Annotated in this window: 11 protein-coding genes; 1 reads left to right on the plus strand and 10 read right to left on the minus strand. The window is 60.5% G+C overall.

Features of this window, described 5'->3' with window-relative positions:
• Positions 1 to 17: 17 nt before the first annotated feature.
• A complete protein-coding gene (locus tag NKH37_RS16795; protein WP_352493867.1) occupies positions 18 to 542 on the minus strand; it encodes a GNAT family N-acetyltransferase in 525 nt (174 codons plus the stop codon).
• Positions 543 to 616: 74 nt separating this feature from the next.
• Positions 617 to 1,441, minus strand: a complete 825-nt coding sequence (locus tag NKH37_RS16800; RefSeq protein WP_352547379.1) for a hypothetical protein — start codon at positions 1,439 to 1,441, stop codon at positions 617 to 619.
• A 204-nt stretch (positions 1,442 to 1,645) separates the two neighbouring features.
• Here NKH37_RS16800 and NKH37_RS16805 point away from each other — a divergent pair, with 204 nt between their 5' ends.
• Positions 1,646 to 3,061, plus strand: a complete 1,416-nt coding sequence (locus NKH37_RS16805; protein ID WP_352493869.1) for an adenylate/guanylate cyclase domain-containing protein — start codon at positions 1,646 to 1,648, stop codon at positions 3,059 to 3,061.
• Positions 3,062 to 3,098: 37 nt separating this feature from the next.
• Here NKH37_RS16805 and NKH37_RS16810 read toward each other — a convergent pair whose 3' ends face one another.
• From NKH37_RS16810 to NKH37_RS16845, 8 genes are all read right to left on the minus strand, one after another.
• Entirely contained in the window at positions 3,099 to 3,578 is a 480-nt protein-coding gene (locus NKH37_RS16810; protein WP_353005067.1) for a class I SAM-dependent methyltransferase, read from the minus strand.
• Positions 3,579 to 3,780: 202 nt separating this feature from the next.
• On the minus strand, positions 3,781 to 4,962 hold the full coding sequence (locus tag NKH37_RS16815) for an ABC transporter permease (RefSeq protein ID WP_353005066.1): 1,182 nt from the start codon (positions 4,960 to 4,962) through the stop codon (positions 3,781 to 3,783).
• Complete coding sequence (locus NKH37_RS16820) at positions 4,959 to 5,957, minus strand: ABC transporter permease (protein WP_023716523.1); 999 nt, start codon at positions 5,955 to 5,957, stop codon at positions 4,959 to 4,961. Before NKH37_RS16820 ends, NKH37_RS16815 begins: the two co-directional genes overlap by 4 nt.
• A 2-nt stretch (positions 5,958 to 5,959) precedes the next feature.
• Positions 5,960 to 7,858: an ABC transporter substrate-binding protein gene (locus NKH37_RS16825; protein ID WP_023716524.1), complete on the minus strand. Its 1,899-nt coding sequence runs from the start codon at positions 7,856 to 7,858 to the stop codon at positions 5,960 to 5,962.
• The gene (locus NKH37_RS16830) at positions 7,855 to 9,750 is read right to left on the minus strand and encodes an ABC transporter ATP-binding protein (RefSeq protein ID WP_352715995.1); all 1,896 of its coding nucleotides are present in this window, start codon (positions 9,748 to 9,750) and stop codon (positions 7,855 to 7,857) included. The genes NKH37_RS16825 and NKH37_RS16830 overlap by 4 nt, the downstream gene beginning before the upstream one ends.
• Before the next feature lie 165 nt (positions 9,751 to 9,915).
• A complete protein-coding gene (locus NKH37_RS16835) occupies positions 9,916 to 11,256 on the minus strand; it encodes an adenylate/guanylate cyclase domain-containing protein (protein WP_352590470.1) in 1,341 nt (446 codons plus the stop codon).
• 51 nt (positions 11,257 to 11,307) lie between these two features.
• Positions 11,308 to 12,651, minus strand: coding sequence for a nucleotide sugar dehydrogenase (locus NKH37_RS16840; protein WP_031193288.1), 1,344 nt, complete (start codon positions 12,649 to 12,651; stop codon positions 11,308 to 11,310).
• A 107-nt stretch (positions 12,652 to 12,758) separates the two neighbouring features.
• Positions 12,759 to 13,919, minus strand: coding sequence for a DUF3095 domain-containing protein (locus tag NKH37_RS16845; RefSeq protein WP_353005092.1), 1,161 nt, complete (start codon positions 13,917 to 13,919; stop codon positions 12,759 to 12,761).
• Between the last annotated feature and the right edge of the window lie 40 nt (positions 13,920 to 13,959).

Consider the following 13,959-nt stretch of genomic DNA (forward strand, 5'->3'; position numbering starts at 1 on the left):
GGCCAAACCAGCGGATCTTAAAACCGCAGGCGGGCCATGCTCAGGAGATCGTGGTACTGCCCGGCGGTAAAGCCGGCCTTCACATGCCGGCCTTCGACCTCAAAGCCGTGGCTTTTGTAGAGACGGAGGGCGGGTTCGTTGTCGGCATAGACGGTCAATTCGACCCGCTTCAGGGCGCGCCAGTTGTCGGCTACGTCAAGCAGCGCGCCAAGTATGGCGGAGCCGATACCTTTGCCGACAAAGGCATCGTCAAGGCCGATATTGATCTCGCCGATATGCGAACGGCGCGGCGAACCCTGCACGACCAGGCTGCCATGGCCGACGACCTTGCCGTCCAGCTCGGCAACGATCCAGGTGGTTTCCTGGCCGGACTTGGCGATACGCCGCGCCACCTGCTCCACCATCTCGAAAGGCATCCTGAGCGTGCCCCAGCGGAAGCCCGGCATGTTGAAGATAGCGCAAAGCGCCTCCGCATCGCTTGGCCGGACGGACCGGAGCTGCGGCTGGATTTTCTCGGAGGGTGGCGAGGTCGTGCTGGTCATGGCGTTCCCGGCGAAGGCAATCGGCCCGGTACGATGCACCGGACGTCACCTGAAAATCCAGCCGTCTCTGCAACCTATGATGCCGATTGCGAGCTAAAATACCGGGAGGCGGCGTAGAGTTTGAAGACGCCGCTGATGCCGATCCAGCCGAAAAGGACGAGCCAGCACAATGTCCCGGTCGCTGTCCAGTCGATCCGGTGCACCGCAGCGTCGGTGATGGCGACGCCGAGGATGGCAAGCAGGCCAACCAGAAACTGCGCCAAGCCGAGCACCAGCAGTTCCTCGCGCGGCGCGCTTCTCCAGACCAGATATATACCGCCCGCACCGGCGAGGAAGACGGCGCTGTAGACCTGAGCGTGGAAGGCATCGATCGGCCATGGCCAGATGCCACTGAATGTCAGGGGAAACAGCAACAGGCCGACGCCATAGAGCCCAAGGATCGCGGATTCCGCCGGCATGTAGCCGCGCCATGCGGGATTTAAGGTCACGCCTTTTGCAGAAGGACGGGCCCTGGCCCGCCACAGGAACAGCCCGGATACCGCGACCGAAGCAAGATAGACCAAAAACCACAGCCAGGGCGCTTTGCGCTCGAAGTTGAAATAACCGAGATTGATGAACGAAGCCACCGACACGATGACGGTGAAGATGAAGGCCATGACGAGCACGAGCCTGCCGGGCGACCAGCGATTCCAGACCAGCAGCGCCGCCATCACGACCATTTCGGCGGTGTAGAAGCCACCGAGGAAGCGCGCATTGAACGGCGTGACGGCCCAAGGCCAGCCCGGTTTGACCAGAACAGGCACGAAAAACAGGCCGGCGCCTACGATCAGGACGATGATGACCACCGCAGAGAAAAGGCGCAGGGCCGCGGGAAATGGCGGGTTGTTGGATGTCGGCATGGGAGAAAATCCCAAAGATGAATGCTCCATGGACCATCATAGTGCTGCTTGCGGCCGGTGAAAATCCGCCGAATGGAAATTGGACGGTCACCAGGCTTATCCATTCGAATGGCCGTACGATCTGTTTCGAAGTAAGATGGAGCACTCGGACCAAAGACCGGTCCGGTCAACCCGCCTCGGGGCGCATTTTCCGGAACCTGCACGATGAACGAAGCTCAGGATCTGTTCTCGCTTCTGCGACAATCGGCCGATGTCGATCCACAGGCGATCGACGCGATCAAGCGAACCATCGCGGAGGGCGAGGACCGCGAACTTTGCCGCATCAATGCGCCAGCCTTCGCCAGCAAGCATGGCCTCGACGAGGAGCGCGCCATAAGCGCCTTTCTCCATGCGGCGCGGGTGGGCATCTTCGACATTTCCTGGAATGTTCTGTGCCCCGGCTGTGGCGGCGTGCTCGACACCAACGCCACGCTGAAAACCCTGCAGAAGGACGAATACACCTGCGCGCTGTGCTCCGAGGGCTATTCGCCCACCCTCGACGAGATGGTCGAGGTGACATTCACCGTCAGTCCCCGGGTGCGCAGGATTGCCGCCCACAATCCACACGAATTGCCGGTGGCGGAATATTTCCGCCAGATCTACTGGGCGTCCGGCGTCGATCTGCCGGAAGAGGATTTCGCGGAAAAGATGGAAGCGTTCTCGCTGGAGGATATCGAGCTTGCGCCCGGTGAAAAGGCGGTTCTGCCCATACAGCTTCCGTCCGAATTCATCATCGTCTTCGAGCCGGTCACCCATTCAGCGCAGTTCATCGACGGGAAGGGCGAACCAACAAAGGAGCGCCGGAGCCTCTCTTTGGCCTTCGACCGCGACCATGTCCAGAACCAGACGCTGGAGATGCAACCCGGCCCGTTGCGCATTTCGCTGGAAAACAGGACCGACACCCGCGTGCTGCCGACGGTCTTCATAGCCGGCCAGGCATTGCATGATTTCCTGGGAAAACGCCGGCCCTTCCTGACCGCCAAGCGCCTGCTCACCAACCAGACATTCCGCGATCTCTATCGCACGGATACACTCGACATTAACCAGCGCCTGAAGATCACCAGCCTGACGTTCCTGTTCACCGACCTGCGCGGATCGACCGAGCTTTACGAGCGGGTGGGCGACCTTTCAGCCTTCGATCTCGTGCGCGTGCATTTCCAGGTTCTGCACGAGATCGTCGCAGCGGAGGCAGGCGCGGTAGTGAAGACGATCGGTGATGCGGTGATGGCGACCTTCGTGACGCCTGATCGTGCGATTGCTGCCGCCCTCAGGATGCGCGATGCCATGCGTACGCTCAACGACAAGAGCGGGCGCGAGGATCTGCTGCTCAAGATCGGAGTCCACGCCGGCCCCTGCATTGCTGTGTCTATGAACGACCGACAGGACTATTTCGGCCAGACGGTCAACATTGCTTCGCGGGTCCAGAACCTTGCCAACGCACAGGCGATCTTCGCCACTCGGGCGGTGGTCGACGACAATCTCACCGCCGATCTGTTGCACAGGAAGGCGCTGACGCCCGTGCCCCACGAGGTCTCGCTGCGCGGCATTGAGCGGGAGATAGCAGTATATACGATCCCCTGAAGGCTTGGCCCCTGAAGATTTGGATCGTCTCGGCCCCTCACACGCGCCTACAGATAAAATAACGATCGGCGGGCACCGAAGGCGGCGGCGGGAGGCGTTGCAACTGCGGATGATCTAACGGCATGCCGCTGACCGCGATGCCGCCGACGCGAAGCAGGCGCGCGGTCAGATCGGGAAGCCAGGTAAGGGTCACTGCATCGCGATCTTCATAGCCAGTGCCGATGTCGGCATGAACAAGAGCGGCGTCGATGCCAATGAACCTGCTCGCGGTCTCGCGTATTTCGCCGAGCACGAGATTTTCCGCTTCGGGAATTGAGTTGGCGTGTGCGGCAAGTGCGCGGTCGAACGCTACGATCCGGCGTCCGGGCAGGCGCTCGCGCAGATGGTGGAACGTCCGGCCATTGCCGAGGCCGAGCTCGAGCACAGGCCCCTCCATTTTCGCCACCTCGGCGCAGACATGATCGAGTATGTCGCGCTGTGCGGTCATCCTCCGGATGAAACTGTCGAGGCGACTCATGTGCGATTGTATGTCCTGAACCAGTCCACGAAATCAACTGCCCCCGACCAGAGCGTTTCGCGGCTGAAACCCGACGCCGACGTGTTAAACCCAGATCGAGTCTTGCCGAGGCGAACGATGAACATTGCAACAAGCGAACAGGCCGCTGACAAGGACCATACCGGGTCGAGTCGGCGGCACGGCGCGCGGCGGAATAGCGATCTCACTTGTAGGGGTCTGCGGCGTCCCGCAAGCCGTCGCCGAGGAAGTTGAACGCCAAGATGACGAGAATGACGGGGAGCATCGGCAAAAGCAGCCATGGATAGAACGCGATGACGCTGACGCTGCGCGCCTCGGTGAGCAGGATGCCCCAGCTGGTTATCGGCGCCCTCAGGCCGAGCCCGAGGAAGCTCAGCGCCGTCTCGCCCAGGATCATGCCGGGTATGGAGATCGTCGCCGTCGCGATCAGATGCGACATGAAGCCGGGAATGAGATGCCGCCCGATGATGCGGCTGCTTCTGGCGCCCATCAATTGCGCGGCCAGAACGTAATCCTCCTCGCGCAAGGCTAGAAGCTTTGAACGCACGGCCCGCGCCAGTCCGGTCCAGTCGAGCAGCCCGAGGATGACGGTGATGCCGAAATAGATCAGGATCGGACTCCAGGTTATCGGCATGATCGCCGCCAGTGCCAGCCATAGCGGAATGCTGGGGATCGATTGCAGAACTTCGATTATCCGTTGAACGATCAGGTCGAAGATACCGCCGTGATAGCCGGCCAGTCCGCCGATGACAATGCCGAGCAGGAAGCTGAAACTGATGCCGACGAGGCCGATTGTCAGTGAAATGCGTGCACCATAGATGATGCGCGAGAGCACATCGCGCCCCAGCCTGTCAGTGCCCGCCAGAAAGAGCTGGCCGTTTTCGGCAGGACAGACAAAATGCCTGTCACCTTCGATCAGGCCCCAGAACCGGTAACTGTCGCCCTTGCAGAAGAAACGGATCCGCTGAACATCATCCTGTTTCTCGATGTAGTTCCGCTTGAGCGTGTCCATATCCAGCGTCATCTGACGGCCATAGACGAACGGCCCGACGAACTGGCCGTTGTGGAACAGGTGCACCCGCTGCGGCGGTGAATAGATGTAGTCCATGTTGCGCGTGTGCAGATTGTAGGGCGCCAGGAACTCGCAGATCAGTATCCCGAAATAAAGCGCCGCCAGGAATATGCCGGATATGACGGCAAGCCGGTGCTTCCGGAATTTCCACCACATCAGCCGCAACTGCGACGCCTGAAAGACCTTCGACTGCTCCGGCGTCATCACCTCGACCGACTGCAGGTCAAAGGGCGCGATGGAAACGTAGTGTTGCAGTGGGGCACCCGGAGCGGGCAGCGGCGATTGCGTGTTCATTTGGTGCTGCCGCCTTGCAAACGAATTCGCGGATCAAGTAGCGCCAGCGCCAGGTCGGAAATCAGGACGCCGATGACCGTCAGGAAGGCGAGGAACATCAGGAACGACCCTGCCAGATACATGTCCTGGCTTTGGAGCGCCTTGATCAGCATCGGCCCGGTCGTTTCCAAAGACAGCACGATCGCCGTGATTTCGGCGCCGGAGATGATGGCCGGCAGGATAGAGCCGATGTCTGAAATGAAGAAATTGAGCGCCATGCGCAGCGGATATTTGACCAGCGCCCTGAAGGGATGAAGGCCTTTGGCGCGCGCGGTCACGACATATTGCTTATGTAGCTCATCGAGCAGATTGGCGCGCAGCCGCCGGATCATACTTGCCGTGCCCCCGGTGCCGATGATCAAGACCGGGATCCAGAGATGGGCGAGGATCGACTTCGCCTTGGCCCAACTCATCGGCTCGCCGAGATATTGCTGGTCCATGAGATGGCCGATGGACGTGCCGAACCAGATGTTGGCGAAATACATCAGGATCAGCGCCAGCATGAAGTTCGGAATGGCTAGGCCGAGAAGGCCGAACAAAGTCAGGCCGTAGTCGCCCCAGCTGTATTGATGCGTGGCGGAGTACATGCCGATCGGAAAGGCTATGAGCCAGGTAAAGATGATCGTGACGAAGGAAACCAGCACGGTCAGCCACATTCGGTCCCCGACGACGTCGCGAACCGGCAGCTCATATTCGAAGGAATAGCCGAAATCGCCGTGCAGCATCCCGCCGACCCAGTAGAAGTAGCGAATGACCGGTGGCTGGTCGAAACCATATTCCTTGCGCATCATCTCGATGCGATCGGAATCCACCGCTTCGCCCTGAGCCCGAAGCTCGGCAACATAGCTGTCGAAATAGTCGCCTGGTGGAAGTTCGATGATCGTGAACACCAGTGCCGATATGACCAGCAGCGTTGGAACCATCACGGCGATGCGCCAGACAAAATATCGAAGCACGCTCAGGACTCTCCAAGCCAGAATGTATCCGGCATGTAGACACCGAAATAGGCGGTCGGGTCGTAGCCGTAGAGCGCCTTGTCAGGCAGATTGCGCAGCCGCGAGGACGCCAGAATCGGCTGATGCGTTCCGTTCACCGTGCCGATCGAAAACACCTGATCGGTATAGATCGACAGCATTGAATTCCAGATTTCGGCGCGCTCCGTGGCTTCGGTCGATGCGTTCCAGCGCTTGAGTAAAGCCATCAACTCGACCACAGGCGGAAGATCGGGCGCTTCACCGACCTTGCCATGAGACAAGTAGTGAGCACCCCAGAGCGGCCATTGCAGCTGGTCGTCGACGGTGGGGGCCAGTTGGTACGGGTTCATGTCGGCGGTCGGTACGCCATTGTCGATGCCCGACCACATCGACATCACGATCTGGCCACCAAGCGCGCGGCTGCGGAAGATGTCGCGCTGCGAAGTCCGGATGAACAGGGCGATGCCGATCTTGCGCCAGTGATCGGTGATGAGCTCGAGCGCGTCGGTTTCCAGCGTGCTTTCGCCGGCCGTTTCCACTACGAGCTGCGCCGGGCGTCCGTCGGGAAGTATCCGCAGGCCGTCATCGTCACGCGCCTGAAGCCCGACCTCGTCGAGCAGGGCATTGGCCTGGTCGGGATCATGGGCGACCCAGGCTTTCGCGAATTCCGGCCGGTAGAGCGGGCTCTCCGGCAGGACCGTATCGGCACTTTCCTGCGCCAATCCGTAGAACACAGCCAAATTGATCTCGCGCCTGTCCACAGCGAGCGAAAGTGCGCGGCGCACTCGCACGTCACGAAAAAGGCCACGCCACACCTGGTCGGCACAATTCAGATTGGGCAGCAGCGCCAGCCGCGAACCCTGTGTGCGTTTCCAGAGATGCATCTTCACAGGGTAGCGCTTCTCCGCGTCTTTCAGGAAGGAGTAATCGCTGAAGTCAATTCCCATACATTGCAGGTCGCTCTCGCCCGCACCGGTCTTGGCGGAGATGATCGCCGACGAGCTGACATTCATGACGATCCGGTCAACATAGGGCAGTTGCCGGCCATTCTCGTCTATTCGATGAAAGAACGGGTTGCGCTCGAAGACGAATTGCTCGGCCGGCGGCTTGGTCCGGTTCTGCCAGGGATCGAGCGTCGGCAGTTCCGGGTTCTCCGGGCGATACTGCCGCGACATGCGGATATGCAGGAGCGTCCATTTCTGGGCCCGGTTCTCCTTCATTAGGCCGGCGAGCCGGAATGGATCCTGGTATTTCTTGTGGAACTGCTTGAGATAGGCGGCTGGCAGAACAAGCGATATCGGCGAAGCAGCGGCGAGCTTGGGCAGGAAGTCGGGATTGGGCGCATCCCAACTATAGCGGACCGTCGACGGATCGACGATCTCGAAGCGTGGCGGCTTGCCATCCGCCAGCAGGGCCGGGGCGAGCCCGCCTTGCGAAAGCTCATCGTTCAGCCAGACATCTTCCCAGCAATAGCGAAAATCCTCCGGCGTCAGCAGGCTACCGTCAGACCATTTATGTCCTTCCCGTATCTTGAAAGTGAAGACACGATCATCCGCTACATCGAAACTTTCGAGAATGTCGGCTTGCAAGTTAAGCTTTTCGTCATAGCCGACCAGGCGAGCGTACCCGTAGATCGTCATCATCCGGATATCTTTCTGGCTGCCGATGATCGTGCGCAGCGTGCCGCCATACTGGCCGGGCTGCCGACCCATCGCAGCGAGATTCAATGCGCGCGGGCGCTTGGGCAGGCGTTCGGCGAGGGCCGGCAGCGCCCTGGCCTTCAGCTGCGGCTGAAGAAATTCCGGCTCCAGATCGCCGGCGCGCAACGTGCCCGGCAGAAATGCCGAAGCCATGAGCCCAAGGACGGTGCGCCGGCTGATCAATGGCGTAGCTCGCTGACATCGGCCGAACGTCGGGCCAGCACGAGGTGGCCGCCGCCAAGATCGAGCGGCAACAGCATATCCTCGTCGCCCTCGTCGCGGAATTGCGGTCCCCATGCGCTGGTGTCGGAAGCGCCGCTGAGCTTCAGCGTCTTGAAATCCATCGGCCTGTCGAGATCGGGGAAAGGTACTGCGGCGACCAGTGAGCGCGTGTAGGGGTGGATAGGTTTCCTAAGCAGAATTTCGCGCGGCGCGAGCTCGACGATACGCCCGCCGCACATCACCGCGATGCGGTCTGCCATGTAGTCCACCACCGCCAGGTTGTGGGATATGAACAGGTAGGTCAGGCCCAGTTCCTTCTGCAGGTCCTTCAGAAGGTTCAGAATCTGCGCCTGGACAGAGACATCGAGTGCCGAAACCGGCTCGTCGCAGATCAGGAGTTCAGGTCCCAGCGCCAACGCGCGCGCGATGCCGATACGCTGACGCTGCCCGCCGGAGAAACTGTGCGGATAACGCTTTATGAAGCGCGGATCGAGCCCGATTGCCTGCATCAGGCTCTTGACCGTGGCGAGTCGGGACGCGGCATTGCCACGTTGATGGATTTCCAGCGGCTCGCTCAAGATGTTCTCCACCGTCATGCGAGGTGAAAGCGACGAAACCGGGTCCTGGAAGACCATCTGGATTTTCGCGCGCAGCAGGCGCAGGGCGTCTCCCTCGGCTTCCAAGACGTCGATCGGACCATCGCGGCCGTTGAAGATCACAGAGCCGCCGCTAGGGGTGACAGCCCGCATGAGGATCTTGCTGACCGTGGTTTTGCCGGAGCCGCTTTCGCCGACAAGACCCAGGCACTCACCCCGCCTGATATCGAAGCTCACGCCGTCCACGGCGCGAACAGGGGTTTGATGATCTCCGCCGAACCATCCGGACTTGCGGATCGTGAAGGTCTTTGTCAGATCGCTGACCGACAGCAGGATGTCGTCCGGCCCCTTCGATGCCAGCGCCGTCTGCTTGCCGAGCAGGTTCCCGACATTCACCGGCACCTCGCGGAGCGCCTTTAGCCTTTCGCCAGGCTTCAGGTCGAAATGCGGAACGGCTGCCATCAGGCCCTTCAGGTAAGGGTGACCTGGCCGGCGGAATATCGCCTCCACAGGTCCCGCTTCCATGATCTCGCCATGGTACATGACCACCACCTCGTCGGCGACATTGGCGACCACGCCAAGGTCGTGCGTGATCAGCAGCATCGCCATGTTCAGCTTCGTCTGAAGCTCGCGCAGCAATTGCAGGATTTGCGCCTGGATGGTGACGTCCAACGCCGTCGTCGGCTCGTCGGCGATCAACAGGGCGGGCCGGCAGATAAGCGCCATGGCGATCATTGCGCGTTGACGCAATCCTCCCGAAAGTTCAAAGGGATACATGTCATAGGCGCGCTTGGGGTTGGGAAAGCCGACAAGGCCGAGCATTTCCTTGGTCAGCGCCTTGCGCTCCACCCGAGCCATGGGCGTATGAATCTGCAGGGATTCGCTGACCTGATTGCCAATCGTGTGCAACGGCGACAGCGATGTCATCGGCTCCTGAAAGATCTTGCCGATGCGGCTGCCTCTCAACGCCCGGATTTCGGGTCCGTCACGCGGCATTTGCAGGATATCCTGCGTCGTGCCGGGCTTTTCAGGATCGGAAAACAGGATACGGCCGCGGACATGGGCTGTGTTCGGCAAAATGCCCATAACTGCCTGGCTGAGAACCGATTTTCCGGAACCGGACTCGCCCACAAGCGCGGTAACCTTGCCGGGCAGGACGCGAAGATTTGCACGCCTGACGGCATGCAACGGTCCCCCTATAATGGCAAAAGAGATGCCAACATCCTCGATCCGCAGCAGATCAACGCTCGAATTCATTCTCACACCAGCCCCACTCTGGCGGCCTGCCGGTCGGCAGGCCCAGAAAAGCGAGACTAGCGCATTGCCAGCCTAGAGCAACTTGGATTCGAAACGGTCGCCAGTTCCCCGGCGGAACCGGCGACCGGACTGCATACCAAAGGCGTTCGCATCAGATCGTGACGGTTACTGGAGCTTCCTCGGGTCGCCCGCCGACAGCCGCGCGGCATCGCGATGAAGCAGCATGACCTGCTCGGCGTCCGATATTCGGTCGTAAATCGGCTCCAGCGCACCGTCTTCATCGAGTGCAAGAGCACCCGACAAATCGGGTGAAAGCACCGTCAGCTTCTGCTTGATGCCCGCCAGTTCCTCCTTGCCGAGCGTCAGCCAGTTGTTGGCGCTGCAATAGCCGGCGAAATCTTCGCTGGCGAGAACGCTGTGCGAATATTTCTTGGTCAGGGTCTGAAGGCGCTGGACCTCGTTTACAGCCGAGCCAAAGACAGAGAATGTGAGCCGGTCGGAAAGCCCGACATTGCCGAACATCACATTGCCGACATGCAGGCCGATACCGAATTTAATGTCGCCCAACCGCTGCTCCTTTCTGCGCAGATTGAGATCCATCATGCGCCCGGTGGCCTTGTGCGCTGCCGCAAGGGCAGCCCGGCAGGCGATCTCGGACTGCGCACGGTGCCTTTCGCAAGGGTAGACGGCAATGAAGCCATCCCCCAGGAAACTCATGATCTGCCCGCCTCTGCGATTGAAAGGTGCAGCAATGGCATCGAAAAACTGATTCAGCGTATCGATATAGATTTCGCGGCCGGAGGTTTCGGCAAGCCTTGTCGACCCGCGCATATCGGCCATGACCAGTGCAGCCCGGATTGTGTCGCCCTCGCCGCGCTTGATCTGGCCGTCCAGCACCCGCCTGCCGGCGTCGCCGCCGAGATAAGTGGTCATCATGTTGTCGGCGAGCTTGGTGAGCACCGCCATCTTGGTTGCGATAGCGAGATGGTTCTGGATCCGCAGCAGCGCCGAAATCATGTTGTCACTGAAGCCTGCAGCACTGTCGGTGGACCAAGACCCGATCATGCCCTGACTGGTGTTGCCGCTGAAGGGATGGACGAAAGCCATGTAATCGGTGACGCCCATAAGCTTGAGGTCATCGAAAACAGGAAATTCAGACGGCACCGACGGGTCGAGCCGGCGCCGCAGATGGTCGAGTTTGTGGCTGAGCAGATGGTAGTATGGGCTGGTCAGGAATCTGTCGGAAGGAACGCCGTCGTCATGACGGAAGCCTTCTACTTCCAAGCCCTGGCCGCGAAGCCAGGTGAAGCCAAGCGCGTCATAAAGCGGATGAAGCATCGAAAAGCTCAAATGCACCCGCCTCAGCGGCAGGCCGGCAGCAGCCAGCCGTTCACAAAAGCCCTTTACCAATGTTTCCAGGTCGTCGCCCGCCAGCGCCGATTGGGTCAGCCAATCGGCAACCTTATCCATGAGAATGGCAGAAATTTCTGCTTGCGCTGTGCTCATGCTATCTCGAAATCTCCTTGATCCGCCACAAATTCGCCGGCTCGGACGCCGTCAGGCCTTCACCACCGTCTCTCGGGTTAGCCCGAGGCGGCCAAAAACATTGCGTGTGTCGACGATCAGAAGAGCGTGATCCGCGATCGCCTGATAGTCAATCGCGTCGTGGTCGGTTGCAACGACGACAGCATCGAAATCCTTCAAGGCCGCCTCGGTCAATTCGACCGAGCGACGCCCCTTGATCGCCATATGCTCCCGTGTGGTCGGGATCTCCGTAACATGCGGATCGTGGAATTCCGCCTTGCCGCCCCATTCCTCGATGAGTTCAATGAGCCGCAATGAGGGGCTTTCGCGGATGTCGGGCACATTCTTCTTATAGGCGAGCCCGATGATGAGAATGCGCGAGCGGCTGAGCGCCTTGCCGCAGCGCCGGTCCAGCGCCTTCGCCAGTTCATCGACCACATGACGCGGCATCGCCGTGTTGATCTCTGCCGCCAGCTCGATGAAGCGGGTCGGCAGTTCATATTCGCGCGCCTTCCACGTCAGGTAGAAGGGATCGATCGGAACGCAGTGGCCGCCAAGTCCGGGGCCGGGATAGAAAGGCATGTAGCCGAAGGGCTTGCTCTTTGCCGCCTCGATCACCTCCCAGATGTCTATGCCCATCGCACCGAGCACGACCTTCAACTCGTTGACCAGGGCTATGTTGACCGAGCGGAAGATGTTTTCCGTCAGCTTGACCGCCTCGGCGGTCGCCGTGGTGGAAACCGGAACAACGGTCTTGACCACGCCCTGGTAGAAAGCCTGAACGAGTGTCGCCGCTTCAATGCCGTCGCCTGCCACGATCTTGGGGATCGTCGCGACTTCAAAGCTTCGGTTGCCGGGATCCTCGCGTTCGGGCGAGAAGCCGAGGAAGAAATCTATCTTCGACCGCAAGCCGGTTTCTTCCAGTATGGGCTTGATCACGTCGTCGGTGGTGCCGGGATAGGTGGTCGATTCCAGCACGATCAGTTGGCCGAGACGCAGATGCTTCGCGATGGTGCCTGCCGTGTTCCTGACAAAGGAGAGGTCCGGCTCACGGTTTTTCGTCAGCGGTGTCGGAACGCAGATGATGATGACATCGCAGACGGCCAGTTCAGCAAAATCCGCAGTGGCGCGGAACCGTCCGCTCGCCACCTGGCCGGCAAGGGCTGTCGACGTCACCGCCTCGATATAGGATTGGCCGTTGTTCAGGCTCTCGACCTTCTGGGCTTCGACGTCGAAGCCGGAAACCGGGAAGCCGGCGCGTGCGATCGCAACCGCCAGCGGCAGCCCGACATACCCCAGTCCGATCACGCCGACTTGCGCGGCGCGCGTCGAAATCCGGTTCAGAAGACGGTCATATGTCGATCGTGAGGCGTCCAAAAATCTGCTTTCCCTTAATTCGGACAGACCCGTCCGCTTCCATGGCGAGGCTCACTTGGTCCCAAGAACCCCGAGGCATATTGCGGAAAATCGATGTCCGCAAGCTGTCAGACCGGCACCTTCGCCTTCAGGCTTGCTGCAGCCATCGCATAGCCGCCGGCGGCGCCATCGATGAAATGAACGTGATCGCGCTGCAGCGGCGAGGCGACGAGGCATGTCATCAAGGCCGATTTCTGGCGGTGCAGGCCATAGTTGCAGATGCCCGCCTCTTCCGCCTGTTTCAGCCGGTTCTCGATCCGTTGCAACACATCCGCGTCAACGTCGATGGTCATCTTCAAGCCGTCGTCGAACTTTCGGAAATCCGAATTGCTGGCCACGTCGCGTTTGTAGATCTTCGGATCGAATCTGCCGATCGTCCAGCCATATCTATCGGTGACGGCCGTAAGCGTCATCAGGAACACTATCCACAGCTTCGACAGCCACCGCCGTCCTGCCGGCGCCGTGGCGCGCGCCTCGATATCGAGGCCGGCGGGCAGCAAACTGTAGCCCGGCCCGTTCACCGGCACCGGGTGGCCATCGCGTTCCTGCCTGCCGGCAAGGGCGATGATGTCGGAGACCAGAAACTGAAAATCGCGCACGTCGCGCGACGCCCCCGGTATGGCTATGATCGAGACGATTTCGCCGTGCCGGGCTTCGATCGGGTTCCAGCGGCAGGAGAGGCCGGTCAGATCCGGCCGCGCACCGGCCGGCGCAGGATCGATGCGGTAGCGCCCCGCTTTCATCTCGGCTTCCGCCCAACTGCCGCCACCGCCGGCGAACATGGCATAGAAGACCGCTTCGGAGGCCTGGAACCTCGCCACGCGAACGTCGAGGCCTTGCGCTCTTATATCCTTTATCGGCACGATTGCGGCACGCAAGGTCAGGTCCAGTTCGTCCGCCACCCATCTCTGGACAGCCGCCAGCGCGTTGCGGGTGATCTCCAGCGCCGAGCCGGGAAATGCCACGAGCGCGCCGTCGCCGCCGAAGACAAAGGGAAGATCTTGCCGACCCAGCGCATTGAGGAGCGCCGAAATGACGCTGGCACCGGCCATATTGACGGTTTTATAGCGCCCAGCCCCGATCGCCTTGGTCGAGCCGACGATGTCGGCGGTGGCCAGCGCCCAGCCATCGGGGAGAGGCCGATAGTTATTGATATCGGCAACGCTTTCGAACTTTGCGAAGACCGGCAGGGAAGCGACAAACGGATCGGACGCGGCAGCTGTTTCCATGAGCATCAGATAGCACATTCCACTGCTTGAAGGTGAAGTC

It is taken from the genome of Mesorhizobium sp. M1217 (assembly GCF_040318275.1).
Taxonomy (GTDB): domain Bacteria; phylum Pseudomonadota; class Alphaproteobacteria; order Rhizobiales; family Rhizobiaceae; genus Mesorhizobium.